At 65.8% G+C, this 13,914-nt stretch carries 11 protein-coding genes; 1 reads left to right on the top strand and 10 read right to left on the bottom strand.

The window, feature by feature from the left end; translation table 11 throughout:
- The first annotated feature begins 29 nt into the window (after window positions 1-29).
- Complete coding sequence (locus LC438_RS02300) at window positions 30-839, top strand: HAD family hydrolase (protein WP_223585716.1); 810 nt, start codon at window positions 30-32, stop codon at window positions 837-839.
- 25 nt (window positions 840-864) lie between these two features.
- On the opposite strand, the gene LC438_RS02295 is transcribed toward LC438_RS02300, so the two are convergent.
- The 10 genes from LC438_RS02295 to LC438_RS02250 all read right to left on the bottom strand — a co-directional run bounded on the left by LC438_RS02295 (window position 865) and on the right by LC438_RS02250 (window position 13,906).
- Entirely contained in the window at window positions 865-1,629 is a 765-nt protein-coding gene (locus LC438_RS02295; protein WP_223585715.1) for a hypothetical protein, read from the bottom strand.
- An 86-nt stretch (window positions 1,630-1,715) separates the two neighbouring features.
- The gene (locus LC438_RS02290; RefSeq protein ID WP_105674350.1) at window positions 1,716-3,035 is read right to left on the bottom strand and encodes a C2 family cysteine protease; all 1,320 of its coding nucleotides are present in this window, start codon (window positions 3,033-3,035) and stop codon (window positions 1,716-1,718) included.
- Between the two features lies 1 nt (window position 3,036).
- Window positions 3,037-3,318, bottom strand: a complete 282-nt coding sequence (locus LC438_RS02285; RefSeq protein WP_105674352.1) for a hypothetical protein — start codon at window positions 3,316-3,318, stop codon at window positions 3,037-3,039.
- 126 nt (window positions 3,319-3,444) lie between these two features.
- Window positions 3,445-3,924 carry a hypothetical protein gene (locus tag LC438_RS02280; protein ID WP_223585714.1) on the bottom strand — a complete coding sequence of 160 codons (480 nt, stop codon included), beginning with the start codon at window positions 3,922-3,924 and terminating at the stop codon, window positions 3,445-3,447.
- Window positions 3,924-4,352, bottom strand: coding sequence for a hypothetical protein (locus LC438_RS02275; RefSeq protein ID WP_105674356.1), 429 nt, complete (start codon window positions 4,350-4,352; stop codon window positions 3,924-3,926). The genes LC438_RS02280 and LC438_RS02275 overlap by 1 nt, the downstream gene beginning before the upstream one ends.
- Before the next feature lie 309 nt (window positions 4,353-4,661).
- Complete coding sequence (locus LC438_RS02270; protein WP_223585713.1) at window positions 4,662-5,123, bottom strand: hypothetical protein; 462 nt, start codon at window positions 5,121-5,123, stop codon at window positions 4,662-4,664.
- A 126-nt stretch (window positions 5,124-5,249) separates the two neighbouring features.
- On the bottom strand, window positions 5,250-5,747 hold the full coding sequence (locus LC438_RS02265) for a hypothetical protein (protein ID WP_223585712.1): 498 nt from the start codon (window positions 5,745-5,747) through the stop codon (window positions 5,250-5,252).
- A 63-nt stretch (window positions 5,748-5,810) separates the two neighbouring features.
- A complete protein-coding gene (locus LC438_RS02260) occupies window positions 5,811-6,275 on the bottom strand; it encodes a hypothetical protein (protein WP_223585711.1) in 465 nt (154 codons plus the stop codon).
- Between the two features lie 192 nt (window positions 6,276-6,467).
- A complete protein-coding gene (locus LC438_RS02255; protein WP_146114404.1) occupies window positions 6,468-6,989 on the bottom strand; it encodes a hypothetical protein in 522 nt (173 codons plus the stop codon).
- Between the two features lie 662 nt (window positions 6,990-7,651).
- On the bottom strand, window positions 7,652-13,906 hold the full coding sequence (locus LC438_RS02250) for an RHS repeat domain-containing protein (protein WP_223585710.1): 6,255 nt from the start codon (window positions 13,904-13,906) through the stop codon (window positions 7,652-7,654).
- Window positions 13,907-13,914 lie beyond the last annotated feature (8 nt).

Below are 13,914 nucleotides of genomic sequence, written 5' to 3'. Positions count from 1 at the left end.
GACGGCGCACGCTGACAGGAAGGACGTCCATGACCATCCGACTGATCGCGACCGATCTCGACGGCACGCTGCTCGACTCCTCGCCCGCGGTCACTCCGCGCACGCGCGCGGCTCTCGATGCGGCCCGAGCCCGCGGCATCCACGTCGTGCCCGTGACCGCCCGGCAGCCGATCGGTCTGCGGGCCATCGCGGCCGACGCCGGCTTCGACGGCTGGGCGCTGTGCGGCAACGGGGCCTACGCGATCCATCTCGCCGACGGACGGATGCTGTTCGCCGAGGAGCTGCCGCCCGACACGATCCGCACGCTCGCGGAGGCTCTTCGCTCCAGCATCCCCGGGCTGCTGTTCGCCAGCGTGCGCGAGGGCGGCGAGACCTTCGTCGCCCAGCACGGCTACGCGGAGGTGGCCGACTACTCCGACCACAAGCGCGACCCTCTCACGATGGGCGGCGTGCCGCTCGACCACGTCCTGGCCGCGCCGACGCTCAAGCTCGTGATCCGGCATCCCGAGCTCACGCCGACCGTGCTGTACGACACCCTCCGCGACCTCGGGTTGAGCGGCTTCGAGGCCACGCTGTCCGGTGCCCCGTTCGTCGAGGTCATGGCCGAGGGCGTGACCAAGGCGACGGGGCTCGCGCGCCTGTGCGCGCATCTCGGCGTCGCACGGTCCGACGTCATCGCCTTCGGCGACGCGCTCAACGACGTCGAGATGCTCCGCTGGGCCGGTCACGGGGTCGCGATGGCCGGCGCTGACGATGTCGTGCGAGACGCAGCAGACGAGGTCGCACGGTCCAACGACGAGGACGGGGTGGCGCGGGTGATCGAGCGGATGCTCGGCTGACGCCGACCTCGACGCTTCCGGCCTCTCAGCCCAGCGGCACTCTGTTCGTGCTGATCGAGGTCGGGTTGACGGTGTTGATCACGGTCGGCGTGCCGCTGGACAGGTCGATGAAGAACACGCCGGTCTGGCCCTTGTCGGTCACGGGGAACGCCCAGGTGCCACCGACCACGTCCGGCTGCGGCCCCTGCACCACGTCGAGCGGTTCCGGCATCTCTCCCTTGAGCACCTCGATGGGCGAGAGGGTCGCCGACGCCGCATAGTCGGCCCGAGACGTGTGCAGCACGATGTCGTCCTCGTCGCCTCGCGCACTCGCGAACACGACGATGTCGGCCTGGTCCGTCCATGCGGCCAGTTCCTCCGCGGTCGCGGCCGGAGCCGCCTCGGGGAGGCCGGCGAGGACCCGTTCGAACTTCTGCCAGTCACCCCAGTCGTCGTGCACCCCGAGGTAGCCGAGGAGTTCGTATCCCTCGTCGCCCGCGCCCGTGAGCACGAAGATCCCCTCGTGACGGGCGTCGTAAGAGAACTCCGTCTGCTCGGTGAGGTAGTACGCGGTGCCGGCCGGCTTGGTCACCGTGATCGTCGCCGCTGCGTCACCCTTCAGACTGTCCGAGACGCGGACGATGGCGGTCTGCGCGGGGAAGTCGGCGCCGTCTGCATCCGTGACCGCGTGGTCGACCGACTCGACGGTGCCGAACAGGATCGCGTCGGCTCCCGCGACCAGCTCGGTGATGGTCTCGGCCGGGTTCGGTGCGGAGACGGACTGCGTCGTCGACGGCTGCGGGGTGGGCATTGCGTCCTCCTCAGGATCTGGACTGCACGCGGTGAGGACCACCAGCGCGGCGATGACCGCCACGAGGCCCTGCCACGGGGACTTTCTCATCGGTTCGCGATCGCCACGTCGGAGAAGGACTTCGCGAAGTCTTCCATGCTCATCGTGAAACTTCCATCGTCGGGGTTGTTCAGCACGCCTCCGGCATCGGTGATCGCCGACTCGTGCCCGGCGTTGTGACCCCACGGATTGCGGATCACCACGTACTGCGTGCCGTCGACCTCGTACGCCTTGGTCACGGTCAGTGCATGGCCGCCGCCCTCGAAACCGAGCTGGCCGTTGGTCGCACAGGCTGCGACGGGTCGGTGGTTCCCGAGCGCGTCCTTCATCTCGCCGAAGCTGTCATCGATGTCGTTGCCTCCGGTCACGAAGTCCCAGAATCCGGCGTCGTCGTCTTTGGTGTCGGCTCCGTGCCCGAAGATGTCCTCCATGACGTCCTGCGGCCAGCCGCCCTCGAACTCCTTGTAGCTGCCCTCGTGGATGACGTAGGCCGCCTCGATGACGCGCACCCAGTCGGCCTGGCTGTTGTCGAGGAACTGGTCGCTGCTGACCGTGATGTCGCCGTCGGCGAAGTGCACCGTGTAGGTGCCGTCGGGGTTGACGGTGATCATGTCCTTGATCTTCTGCGGGTCGCCGTCGGCAAGACCGGCGAGCACAGCGAGCAGGTAGCAGTCGCCCGCCCCTCCCTGGTGGACGTCGCCGGGCTCTGGCTGGCCGTTCGGGAACAGGCTCGAGGATCCGTCACCCGGGAGCTTCTCCCCCGACCGGATCGCATCGAGATCGGGCGAGGAGAGGGCGGCCACGGCCTCGTCATACGTGGAGCGCCAGTCGACGACCTTGTTGTTCCACTGGGTCGCGACCTCGTTCCACGCCTCGCGCGCCGCCCAGATGTCGGCCTCCAGCTGCTGCCGTTTCGCGAGCTCCGTGTCGTAGTCGTCGGAGCCCTCGACGGGCGCCTCGCCGTCGGCGTAGTCGCCCTGAAGTTCTTTCAGCGCCTTCCAGCGCTCCTGGCATTGCACGGCGAGAGCGTCGAGGCTCTCCTGACAGTCGGCGGTCTGCGAACCGTAGCTGACGAGCGCGAGGCCGACCGGTCCGTAGATGGCGCCCGCGACCGCGATCCGATCGGCGGTGTCGCCGATCGACGAGCGGAGTTTCTCCGCCGCCTGCCCCGTGATCCGCCACTGCGACATCTCGGAGTCCTTGATCGCGCGCAGCCGGGTGGCGAGCTGACTCATCACGTTGCCGTGGTCGGCCATCTTGCGCCCGCTCGAGAAGACGGTCGCGGGTTCGCCCGCCATCGAGCGGATCTCCTCGCCGAGCCCCGGAGCCACGCCCGCAGTACCCGGTGCGACCTGCTGACCTCCCATGTCAGAACCACCTGTCCAGGCCGATGTAGGAGTCGATGACGTCGGAGATGTACGTCGAGATGTCTTCGAGCGTCGCGATCAGGTCTTCGCGCTTCGGCTCCCACGCCCCGCAGAAGTCAGCGGCGGCCGCACTCAGCTCGGCCATGTCGTAGGGCAGGTCGATCGCACCGGCGATGTCGGCACTGCGCTCCGGTGCATCCTCCAACTCGCCGATCGCCGTCCTGATCGACGAGCGGATGCCGTCGAGCAGGTCGTAGTCGATGATGACGTCCTGTGCGCTCATGCCGTTCCCCCCGGTCTCACCGTCGAGACTATCGACCCGCACGCACGATCCTGAATGGGGAGAAGTGCCCATCCGCGAGAGCGTGTGATGCTCGCGAGCAATCTCGGCGGGATGGGAGACGGGCCTCTATCCGGGCGAAGGCCGGTACCACAGCGGGTCGCCGTCACACAGGGGAACCCCGAACCGGTACCAGACCGCGTCGCTGTTCGGCGGCAGGTACGGCCCGATCACGACCACGCCGTCAGGGGTGTCGACCAGCATCATCTGGCCTTTCATCTGCCGCCACGTCGCCCGACCGCTGTAGACGGAAGACCCGTCCCACTCCACGCACGTGTCTCCGTCTGTCGTTCGCGTGGAGCCGACGGGGAACCCCTGCAGAACGGCGACGCCGCCATCGTCGAGCGTGAGACGCCCGGTCGCCCCGCCTGCGGCACCGCCGGAGTCCTCCGGCGCCAACTCGACCGGAACTCCTGCCAGCTCCTCGATGCGACTTCTGGACGCCCCGGTTGCTATCGATGACGCGACGACGATCCCCGCGAGGAGCGCGACGAGCGTGACGATGACGACGGCGAATGCTCGGCTGCGCTGATCGGAAGCGTAGGCCATCAGATCCCCCGCCTTCGGGCGACGAGACCGCAGGCGATGAGGGCGATGAATGCCGATGTCGCGACGACCGGCGGGAGGACGGTCAGCATCAGTGAGCTCACCGTCCATCCCTCCGAGCCGAGATAGCCGGGAGCGACGGCCAGCCAGACCGCCGTCGGGGTCAGGCTCACGAGCGCGCCGCTGACAAGCCAGGCGGAGAGCGCCGCCCTCGGGGTCGCCGGGCTCCACCCCTGCACGACCAGTGCGAACGCCAGCGTGAGGACAGCACCGATACCTACGACCCCGATGCAGCCCCGCAGCGCAGAGAGATTCCGTGCCGGGACATCCTGCCAAGGGATGCTCCCGAAGATCCACGTATCGAGAACGAGCACGACAGCCCCGATCGCCAGCGTGAGCCCGACCTGACGCAGCATCGAGGTGAACGGCATCCGTCGCGGGTTCACCCTCGGACTCCCGCATCGACGGGCGGAATGGAGACGGCGGCGTCGTCTCTGCCCCGTGCGAAGTCATCAGCGGATCTCAGCGAAACGGTCATCACCTCAGCCTCACGGCACACTGCCGAGAGGCACCCCTGAGTCTGCTGGAAATCCACCGAAGGGTCCCGCCCGGTCACGACATCATCGTGTGGTCGGAGTGCGGGCGGCGAAGTCCGCTGGCGTGCCATCGCAGAGCTCTTAGAAGCTCCCCAAGTACTCGCGCGGCCCGCCATGAGCCAGACGAAGAGCTTGAATCCAGGACTAGGATTCCGGCATCTTCAGTTGCGAACTGAGACCGAATGTGAGCTCGACACCGTCACAGCGGTATAGAGACACATCCAACCAGTCGACGCTTCCGAACTTTCCATTCGATGCATAGAGAAGTGCGACGCCGTCGGGAGTCTGCAGCTCAAGCTTTGCCTCGCTCAGCAACTTCCATTCACCTTCGCCAGAATAGCTGCGCCCCCCGACCTCCATGCACGACGGCGACGTACCGGGTCGTGGCTCCCCTACGGGGAAGTCGTTCAGCTCAGCTGTACCGTCTTGGCGCAAACTGAGATTCGAAGAAGCGAAATCTCGCATTTCATTCGAGTTGGCAGGAGAGTAAACGACTGGAAACTCGAGCCTGCTTTCCAGCGGAGATTCGGCAGCGCATCCCACAACAAGAACAGCCAACGTCGCGACGACCGAGACTGCAGCGGATCTCTGAACGATCTTTCTCATACCACTCTCATTCAATACTGAGTTGCCAACCCATCGAGTAGGCGAGATCAGGGCGGGAAGGATGCTCGCAAATCGTGCACAGGATTGACCAGGTCTCGCCGACATGGCTCCGCATCCTTCCTCAGGTCACCTGCTCGGAGTCCGAGCGGCGAAGTCTGCTGGCGCGCCATCGCAGAGTTCTTCATGGATGCTCCCCCAATCGACGCCGTCGAATCGCCCCGGCCACGGTGCGAAGAGGGCCACGCCCGCGTCCGTGTCGATTCTCAGATGACCATCCGTATCCATCGCCCATCGCCCCGTTCCCGAGAAGGTCGTCGGATCTGCGGCGACGCAGCGATCCCCGGCATCCCCTTCGCCGATCTCCCCGACGAGCAGGTCTGCAACGCGAGCCGAACCGTCTTCACGCAAGTCGATCGTCGACTTCTCCCACGGCACGCCTTTCTCAGGAGTCGCGGCCGTCCATCTGATCGGGAACACCAGTTGTTCTCCGGGCCCGCTACGCGTGAAGCCGACGATCACGATGACCGCGATCACCGCCGCGCTCGCGGCCAACGCAATCGCGACCAATACCCACATCAAGCGCGTACTCATCGACAAGCTGGAATCTCCCGGTACGGTGTTCATTCGCCGAAGGGCCCGATTCCGGTGATGAAGGCGCCGAACACGATGATCGGACCGATGATGACCTCAGGAGACACGCGTCTCCTTACGCATCCAGAAGATCTGACTGTCGGTCGCACTGTCCGGGTCCATCACGGAGTCGAGGAAGATCTTCAACTCCAGTTCCCCCGACCCGCTGTCCCAGACGTCAGACGACCAGCCTGTGCGCGCACAGTCGCCACTTTCGATCGAGAAGACCAACGAATAGCCGAGATCCGGGCTGAGGCTTCGCCATGAGCCACCGAAATCGACGAGATCGTCCCCGTTCAGATCCTCAACGGTGTCTGCAGATCTCGCCGAGCAGACGAGATTCCGGGGCCACGACGAAGCCACGAACGTCCCATCCGCCGATATGACGAGACTCATGGCGTGATCTCCAGACTCCTGCCCCCAGGCTCCCACCAGTTCGCGCTCATCGACGTCGTAGGCGATGTTCCGCAGAGCGCACCCCGTCAGAGTCAGCGCAGACGCGATCACGGCGACGGACAGCATCCACCGTGCCGACCACGTCACCACGTCACGGCCTCGCTCCACGCGATCGGCTCGGCTTAGATGTCCAGCCCCGGACCAGAGTCCGGGGCGACGTCACGACAATACTCAGGGGAACGGTCATCCCCGCGCCCTCGCGGCGCACTGGCGAGAGGTAGCCGCGCACCTGCCGGGGATCTACCGGGGTGGGTGGGCTCATTCCCGCTCCATTCCGCAAGGCTCGTCGCTCATCTCGCCGGAGTAGTAGATGTACTTGCCCTCGACGAGTGATGTGGTATCGATGCTCCTAAAAGCCATCTCCACTCCATCCTCCGGGCCGAGAAGTCGAAGGTACACGGTGACCGGTCCATCTACTTTGGATACGGCGATGTCATTCTCGTGAAGCACTGGCAGGCCCTTGAAGCTCTCAGCGAGGTTGACCGGGACCCCCGAAGGAATCTCGATCAGCTCATCAGGATCTCCCTCGGCAGTGTAGAGAGCCCACTCTCGTTCCGCACCGGACTGCTCGCGGAGCCGAGTCGAGACGTAGTTCACCGTGAGGTCGCGGCCGAGGCATTGGACCCACGAGATCCGATCGCCCACAACAGTGATACTCACCGGTTCATGGAGAGCGGGGCGAGAGGGGAAAGGGAGCCCGCCCACGCACCCTGTTGTGACCAGTACAGAGGACAGCACGACCCCGGCGATGACGAGCCTTCGCGCAGATCTGGTCAGCATGACCTATATCTACCTTCTTGGAGCCCCGCGTCGAACTCAAACCAGTTCGCGCAACCGTACGTTCCCGTGGAAGCCCACGACTTGAGCATCTCACCCGAATAGAGAACCGGATACAAGATGTTTTCCGTAGGCTGCCCACTGCGAAGCATGCCTCGACTCATGAGAGCAAAGCCTCTGATGCCGCAGACCCGTCCAGAGCTTCTGCCTTGCTGACGTCGTTAGTGAGGAACGCATCGCCGACCGTGGTACCCCGTTTGCAATGCAATTCTGAATCAACTCAAGTTGGCATCCGCGTTGGTCTTGAGACTAAACCGGCATCCGATCGAGGGTCACCCGCTGGCTACCCACTGGGTGATCGGGCCTGCCCTCCGCCGTGCTCGACACAAAGATACTCCCCCGCCCACGTCTTACATCATGCCTCAGTGGATGAATGCCAAAACTATCTCGACTGCCCCCATAACAATTGCCAAGGCGCCACCTATCGCATACCCAGCTCGTGCCCGCTTTCCGGATGACAACATATCCGCCACCGGATCTCCGTGCGTCATTTCAAGACCCTTATGCACGATATCTTCAATCTTGCGCCGCCGAACTATCATTAATACGCCGAAGGTAATCAGTATCGGGCCTATGACAATCTCAGGAAACATTTATCCTCGTATTCAAAATGGAAATTGAACGCCAAGGGAACATCCGCCGCCGCCGCCGAATCTCACCCCTCCAGAACTCGTACCTGCTAGCCCCCAGCCGTCTTTTGAATAATACGGGTCATGCACTAGCCCGAGACCGAAGCTTGCAGTCGCCCCTACTCCGGCCTCAGCGGAACAGGTTCCGACCACGAAGGGAGAAACTAAGCCATCGGAGTCTTCGGCGGATACACCAACGCCCGCAGAAGCTTCGATTCGCAACCCGGCAGACACGGTTACGGCTTGGCTGCCACGAATTCCACGCTGATATTCAACGCAGAGCAGGAAGCATACGCCGGCCGACCAGCCAGCCTCCGGCTCCGGCATATGCCATTTGGGGTTGATCTCGATGTATCCGCCACCTCGAGGTGCCCACGGTGACCGCGTTTCAGGCTTCGTCTGACCAGAAGGGCTACCCTGCCATGCGGTCGACGTGCTCTTGCTCTGCAGGTACAGCGTCCCGGCGCCAGGCCATTCTGTGAATTTCGGCTTCTGGTTGGAATCCGCCATGGGAAGCCGCCGAATCACGACTTGTGACGACGCTCCTGGCTTGATCGTAGGTGGGGAGTACGAGTTCTTCGTCTTCAAGACGCCACCCTTGCACGACGGGCAATCGATCTGGAACTTCAGCCCAGTCGGGTCGGAGTTCGTGGTGGGGTTGTTGCCGGAGTAGGTGTACCCGGTGTTCTGTTGGGGCAGGTTCGTGTCGATCACGGGATCGACGGAGAGGAACTTGCCCAGCACCGGATCGTACGTCCGCGCACCCACCGTCGTCAGACCCGTGGATGCCGTCACCGGCTTGTTCATGTACCCGGTACCCGAACCCCACACCCCCGACGACCCGATCGGCGCACCATACGGATCACGCAGCATCCGGGTGGTCGCACCCGTGCTGTTCGCGACCGTCTGCGTATCCACCGTGCCCTCCAAATTCGAGAACAACCACGTCATGGTCGTCCCCGTCGTGCCGGTCTTCGCCGACCTCTCCGCGATCGGCTTGCCCTCTGCTCCACTGTACGTCCGCGACCCCGAGATCACCGAAGAGCCCGGAGCCTGCGTCAACACCGTGTCTCCCACGAACAGCGTCGACCCCTCCACCGTGCTCGAACGCAACAGGATGCTGCCATCGACGTTGTACACCATGTCCTGCGTCACCGACCCCGCCACAATCTTCGAGACCTTCCCGACCTCGTTGAACGTGATCGTCTGCCCCGGCCGCGACGTCATATTGCCCGCCGCATCGTACGCGTACGACCCCGGCCCCATCGACGCCGGCCCCGTCACCGTGCCCACCGCATGCGGACGATCCGCCCCCGCCGCGGGATAGGTGTACGCGGCCGTCGACACGACGCCCGTCGTCGAGCGCTTCACCAGCGACGTCCGGTTGCCCGTCTTCGTGTCGTAGGTGTACTCGTGCCAGTACGGCTCCAGCCCGCCCATCGACGCCGATGACGGTGCGGCCGCGCAGGTGGTCGCCGCGTTCGGCGTCCACGCCCTCGTCAGCTGACGCAGCCCGTCGTAGGTGTAGCAGACCTTCTGCGTGCCCGCCGTCGGCAGCACGGAGTTCGCCGTCACGGATGTGACGTTGCCCACGGCATCCCTCGTGTAGAAGCGATCAGCGACGCTGTGCCCGACACCTCCGAACACTGCGAGGTCTTGAATGGTCGTCAGGGCGCCAGTCGCCTGATCGTAGGCATATGTCGAGTACGCAGTGGATGACGAGCCGTTGATGCGGTTGAACTGCGACAGCTGTCCGATCGGCGTGTAGGTCGTGCTGCCGAGGATGATCGACGACCCGCGCACGCCGCTGAGGCGACCCCACGCGTCATAGCTGTAGCGGATGAGCTCCGACGGCAGTCCGCCCATCGCCGGCGTCTGCTTGGCCTGCGGCGACGAATCGACGTTGTAGTAGAACGTCGTCTTGTAGCTCGTGCCTCCGAACGCCGGGGCTCCGGTCGGCACGGAGAGCGTCGAGTCGAGCGGGTTGCCCGCCGCGTCGTACGAACCCACCGTGGTCGCGTAGCCGAGACCAGGACTGCCGGGAGTCGATCCCGTGTACGCGGTCGACGTCGTGACCAGACCCTTCTTCACGGTGTCGTACGTCCAGGACGAGAGCATCGAGCCCGATGCCGTGCCCGCATAGGTGGCCTTCTTGCGGTTGAGCTCGTCATACGTGGTCGTGACGGTCGTCCCGCGGGCGTCCGTGGTCGACGTCATGTTGCCGACCAGGTCATACGTGGCGGTCGAGACCCCGGAGTCGGCGTCGTCCTGACCCGTCCGGTTGCCGAGCAGGTCGAAGGTCCACGTCCAGTCATTGCCAGCCGGGTCGGTCATCTTCGTCATGCGGTCGGCGCCGTCGTAGGCGAAGCTCGTCGTCTGGCCGGTGCCGCTGATGGCGCCGGTGAGGTACTGCACGAGTTTCGTCTTCTGCCCGAGCGAGTTCGTGTACGTGCTCGTCGCGGTGCCGCCCGCCGGGGGCGTGCTGTCGACGCGATCCGCACCGGGGTAGGCCGTGATCGTCTGGGAGTGCACCGTTCCCGTCGTGTTGAGCGTCGAGGTGAGGGCGCGGCCGACCGCGTCGTAGGCGGTGATCACCTGTGACGGGATGTTGTTCTCCGTGGTCGGCGTGAAGAACGCCGTTCCCGGGGTGATCGACGTGGTCCAGTAGTCGTTGTCGACGAAGTAGACACGTCCCTGGTCGTCGTAGTTCGTCGTCTTGACCACTGTTCCGCCGCCGCTCGCGAGAGACTGCGTCTGCGTCGCGCGCGCCAGACCGTCGAACAGCTCGAACTTCTCGACGATGCCGCCTCCGGTCAACGTGCTGGTCTTGATGGCGTTGGGCGCGGTCTGCGACAGCGTGTAGGAGAAGGCGAGCGACGGCGCTGCCGGGTTCGCGGCCTGCGTCTGCAGCGGCAGCCATACGCCCGTCGTACGCCCCAGACCATCGACGGTCAACGTGGTGGTCGCGCCGTTGGGGTCGACCACCTTCGACTTCGTTCCCGTGGTCGGCTCGTAGGTGGTCGTGGTCTGCCACGAGAACGGGGCCGTGTTGGTGTCGACGGTGCTCAGCAGCGGCTGGGTCGCCGCCGGGGTGTACGCGGTCGAGCTGGTGCGCCCCAGAGCATCCGTCTTCGCCAGCGGGCGGCCGAGAGCGTCGTAGGTCACCGACCCCGCCGTCACCCAGTGCGGCGCACCGCCGGCATAGGCATCGACGACCTGCGTCGACGTGGCGAGTCCCTTGGTCGCCGCCGCGTTCCAGGCGAGACCGTCGTAGGTCGTCTTGACGTCGCTGACCAGGTCGCGCGGGAACTGCGCACCGCCGAGGTCGGCACAGGTCGCGTTGACCGTGCGCACCTCGCTGGGCAGACCGACGATCCAGGCCGAGGTGTTCGCCGGTGCATAGGTGGTCGTGACGCACTTGCCCGTCGCATCGGACGGGATCGTCGACACGGTCAGGGGGTAGCCGTAGGTGCTGTCGAAGGTCGTGCGCGTCTCGAGCGTGCGGTTCCCGCCGGTCGAGAGCGGCTCGGTGACGATCGTCTTCTGCACGCCCGTCAACCGCGCCTGGCGCGCACCGTCGTTGGAGGTCACACCTGACGCCCACGGGGTGCTCGTCTGGTCGGTGACGACCGCGCCGCCGACGCCGTTGAGCGTCTGCTGCCGGTAGAGCTGGCCGGCGAACCACTGGTCGTCGGGGATGCTGGTCCCCGCGACGTTCACGGTCTTCGCACCGCCGCTCGCAGTGGCCCTGTCGCCGTTCATGCCCTGGTAGTAGGTGTACTTCGTCACCTTCTGCGCAGCGGGCGCCGCGGGATCGCCCTCGCGGACCTCGACCGTGTCGACGCCGGAGAAGACGTTCCACGTCCTCGAGTTCGCGATCGTGAGCGGCGAGTCGTTGTAGCGCCACCGCGGCGTGCCGTAGAAGTACTGGGTCTGCTGCACCTTGCTCAGGGGGCCGCCAGTCTTGGGATCCACCTGGATCGACGACACGGGGTACTTGTGGAACAGGTCCTGGCGACCGCCCAACGGGATCGTCGACTGCGGCACCCACCACTCGGGGAAGCACCAGCGAGTGTTGTTGGGCAGGTCGGCGAGGATGCCGGAGGCCTGCGCCGCTGTGCACTGCGCGGCCTGGTAGTTGACGCTGATGACGGCGCCGAGGCTGGTCTTGATCGAGCTGAGCCGCCACTTGTCGAGAGGCGCGAGGCCATCGACGACCCACACGCGGTTCTGCAGCGTCACGCCGGAGAACACGGTCGCCGGCTCGACGATGGCCGCCTGCCCTGCGGCCGTTCCGGTGCGCTGGACCTGCGTGAGCCAGAGAGCGGCCGAGGCGCCGTCACCCGGGTCGGGGTACGAGTGCGAGAGCGCCCACGAGTCCACCGTCGAGTACTCGCCCGACACCTTCGCCTGCGACTCGACCTTGGTGAGGCTCGCGTTGGTGAAGAACGACGGAGCGATCTGCGAGGCGCTGCAGGATGCGCCCGTGCAGAGCTGGTCGAACGGCACATCGGGGTAGGCCGTCGGCTGCGACGGCATGACCGCGCTGTCGAGCGCCGCCGTCGTGCAGTTCACGCCGGAGGCGTCGTTGCAGCGGCCCTTCGCGTCGTAGGTGAAGAGCACGCGGTAGCCGGCCGCCTTCGACGCGTACACGTCCGCAGCGCGCAGGCCGTACTCGATGCGCGCCAGTGCGCCACCGCGCTGGTAGGCGGTCGCCCCCGAGCCGCCCTTGGCGTACTTGTTCGTCTCGGCCGTGTAGTAGAGCGTCTGCGCGTTGCCGTGCACGTCGACGATGTAGTCGAGGTTCCAGCGCCACGCCTGCGAGCACGAGGAGGCTGCGAAGGACGCCGCGTGGCACGGCTCTCCGACGTCGTTGCCGAACACGGGAACGGTCCAGGTGGAGTTCGTCGTCGCCTTGCCCGACGACCAGCCGGGCAGCTGGTTGAGACCGAAGTAGTACTGGGTGCCGTCGGATGTCGTCATGCGCCAGCAGTCGGTGTTCACCGTGCCGTTCGCGGCACAGCCCTGCGCGGTGCCCACGAGGTGCTCGAAGCGGGTGCCGTCGTCGTTCTGCAGACGCCAGGCGCCGGACGCCGAGTCCTTGATGAGCGCTCCGGAGTGCCCGGCCATCGACACCGTGGCGTTGTCGGTCCGCCAGCAGAGGTCGCCGGAGGTCGTCACCGCGCCGCTCGCCCCGTCGTCCTTCGCGCACGGGATGTAACTGCGCTCGATGAAGCCGGATGCCGAGAGATCCCAGCCTTCACCGACGGCGGAGGGCTGGTTGTTCGTCGATGCCGTCAGTCCGTCGACGGACTGGGAGTTGTAGGAGAGCCCGACCTTCGGCGCAGGCCCCGCGGCGGGAGAGGGCACCGCCATGTCGTACGACCAGGTGAATGCACCGGTCTGCTCCGCGACGTCCCACGAGGACGAGGACTTCAGCGGAGTCGCCGCGTAGGAACCGGTTCCGTTCGCCGAGCTCGCGCCCGACACGGCAGCCAGCAGCATAGGCTCACGCGACACCATCGGGGTGAGCACGAGTCCCTCGTCGGTGCGTGCGGTCGCCACGGGCACCGCCTTCGCGGCGATGTCCTCCGGTTTGGTAGACGCAGGCACCTGCACCCACTCGGTACGGCTCGCGACGTCGGCGCCGAACGCACCGGCCAGCAGAGCCTCCGGCAGCCTGACCGCAACCGGCGCTCCGCTCTCGGGAGCGTCCGCCTGGGACATCGAGACGACGAGTCCCTCGAACCCCTTCTTGCCTGCAGCCTTCTCGTCGAGGACGTCGACGGTGACGGATGCCGGCGGCACGGCATCCTCGTCCTTCTCTTCCTTCTTCTCGTCCTTCTTCTCCGGCTTCTCCCCCGCGGGCGCGAGCTCGATGCCGGTCTCGGCGAGAGCGCTCCACTCACCGACGACCGTCGCCGAGGTGCTCTTCTTCTCACCCTCCGTGGTCACCCCGACGGCGTCGGAGGGAGTGAGCGCCACCTCCGTGCTGTCGAGCTTCGGCAGCACGGGCGCCTCTGGGGTCGCCGCGTTCGTCGATGACCCCGTATCGTCTCCCGCACCCACCTCGCCGAGCGGTGCACCGGGTACGGGATCGCCGAGATCCACGATCGGAACGGTCGGCGTCGATGCCGCGACCGCCATACCAGGTGCGGAGACCAGCACACCGGAGGCGAGCACCATCACGGTGGCGACGGATGCCATCCGGCGTCGGATCGAATGCGACATGATGAGCC

This window comes from Microbacterium sp. OVT16B (genome assembly GCF_019969705.1).
Taxonomy (GTDB): domain Bacteria; phylum Actinomycetota; class Actinomycetes; order Actinomycetales; family Microbacteriaceae; genus Microbacterium; species Microbacterium natoriense.
The sequence above is the reverse complement of the archived record's forward strand: the minus strand, read 5'-3'. Positions and strand labels throughout refer to the sequence as shown.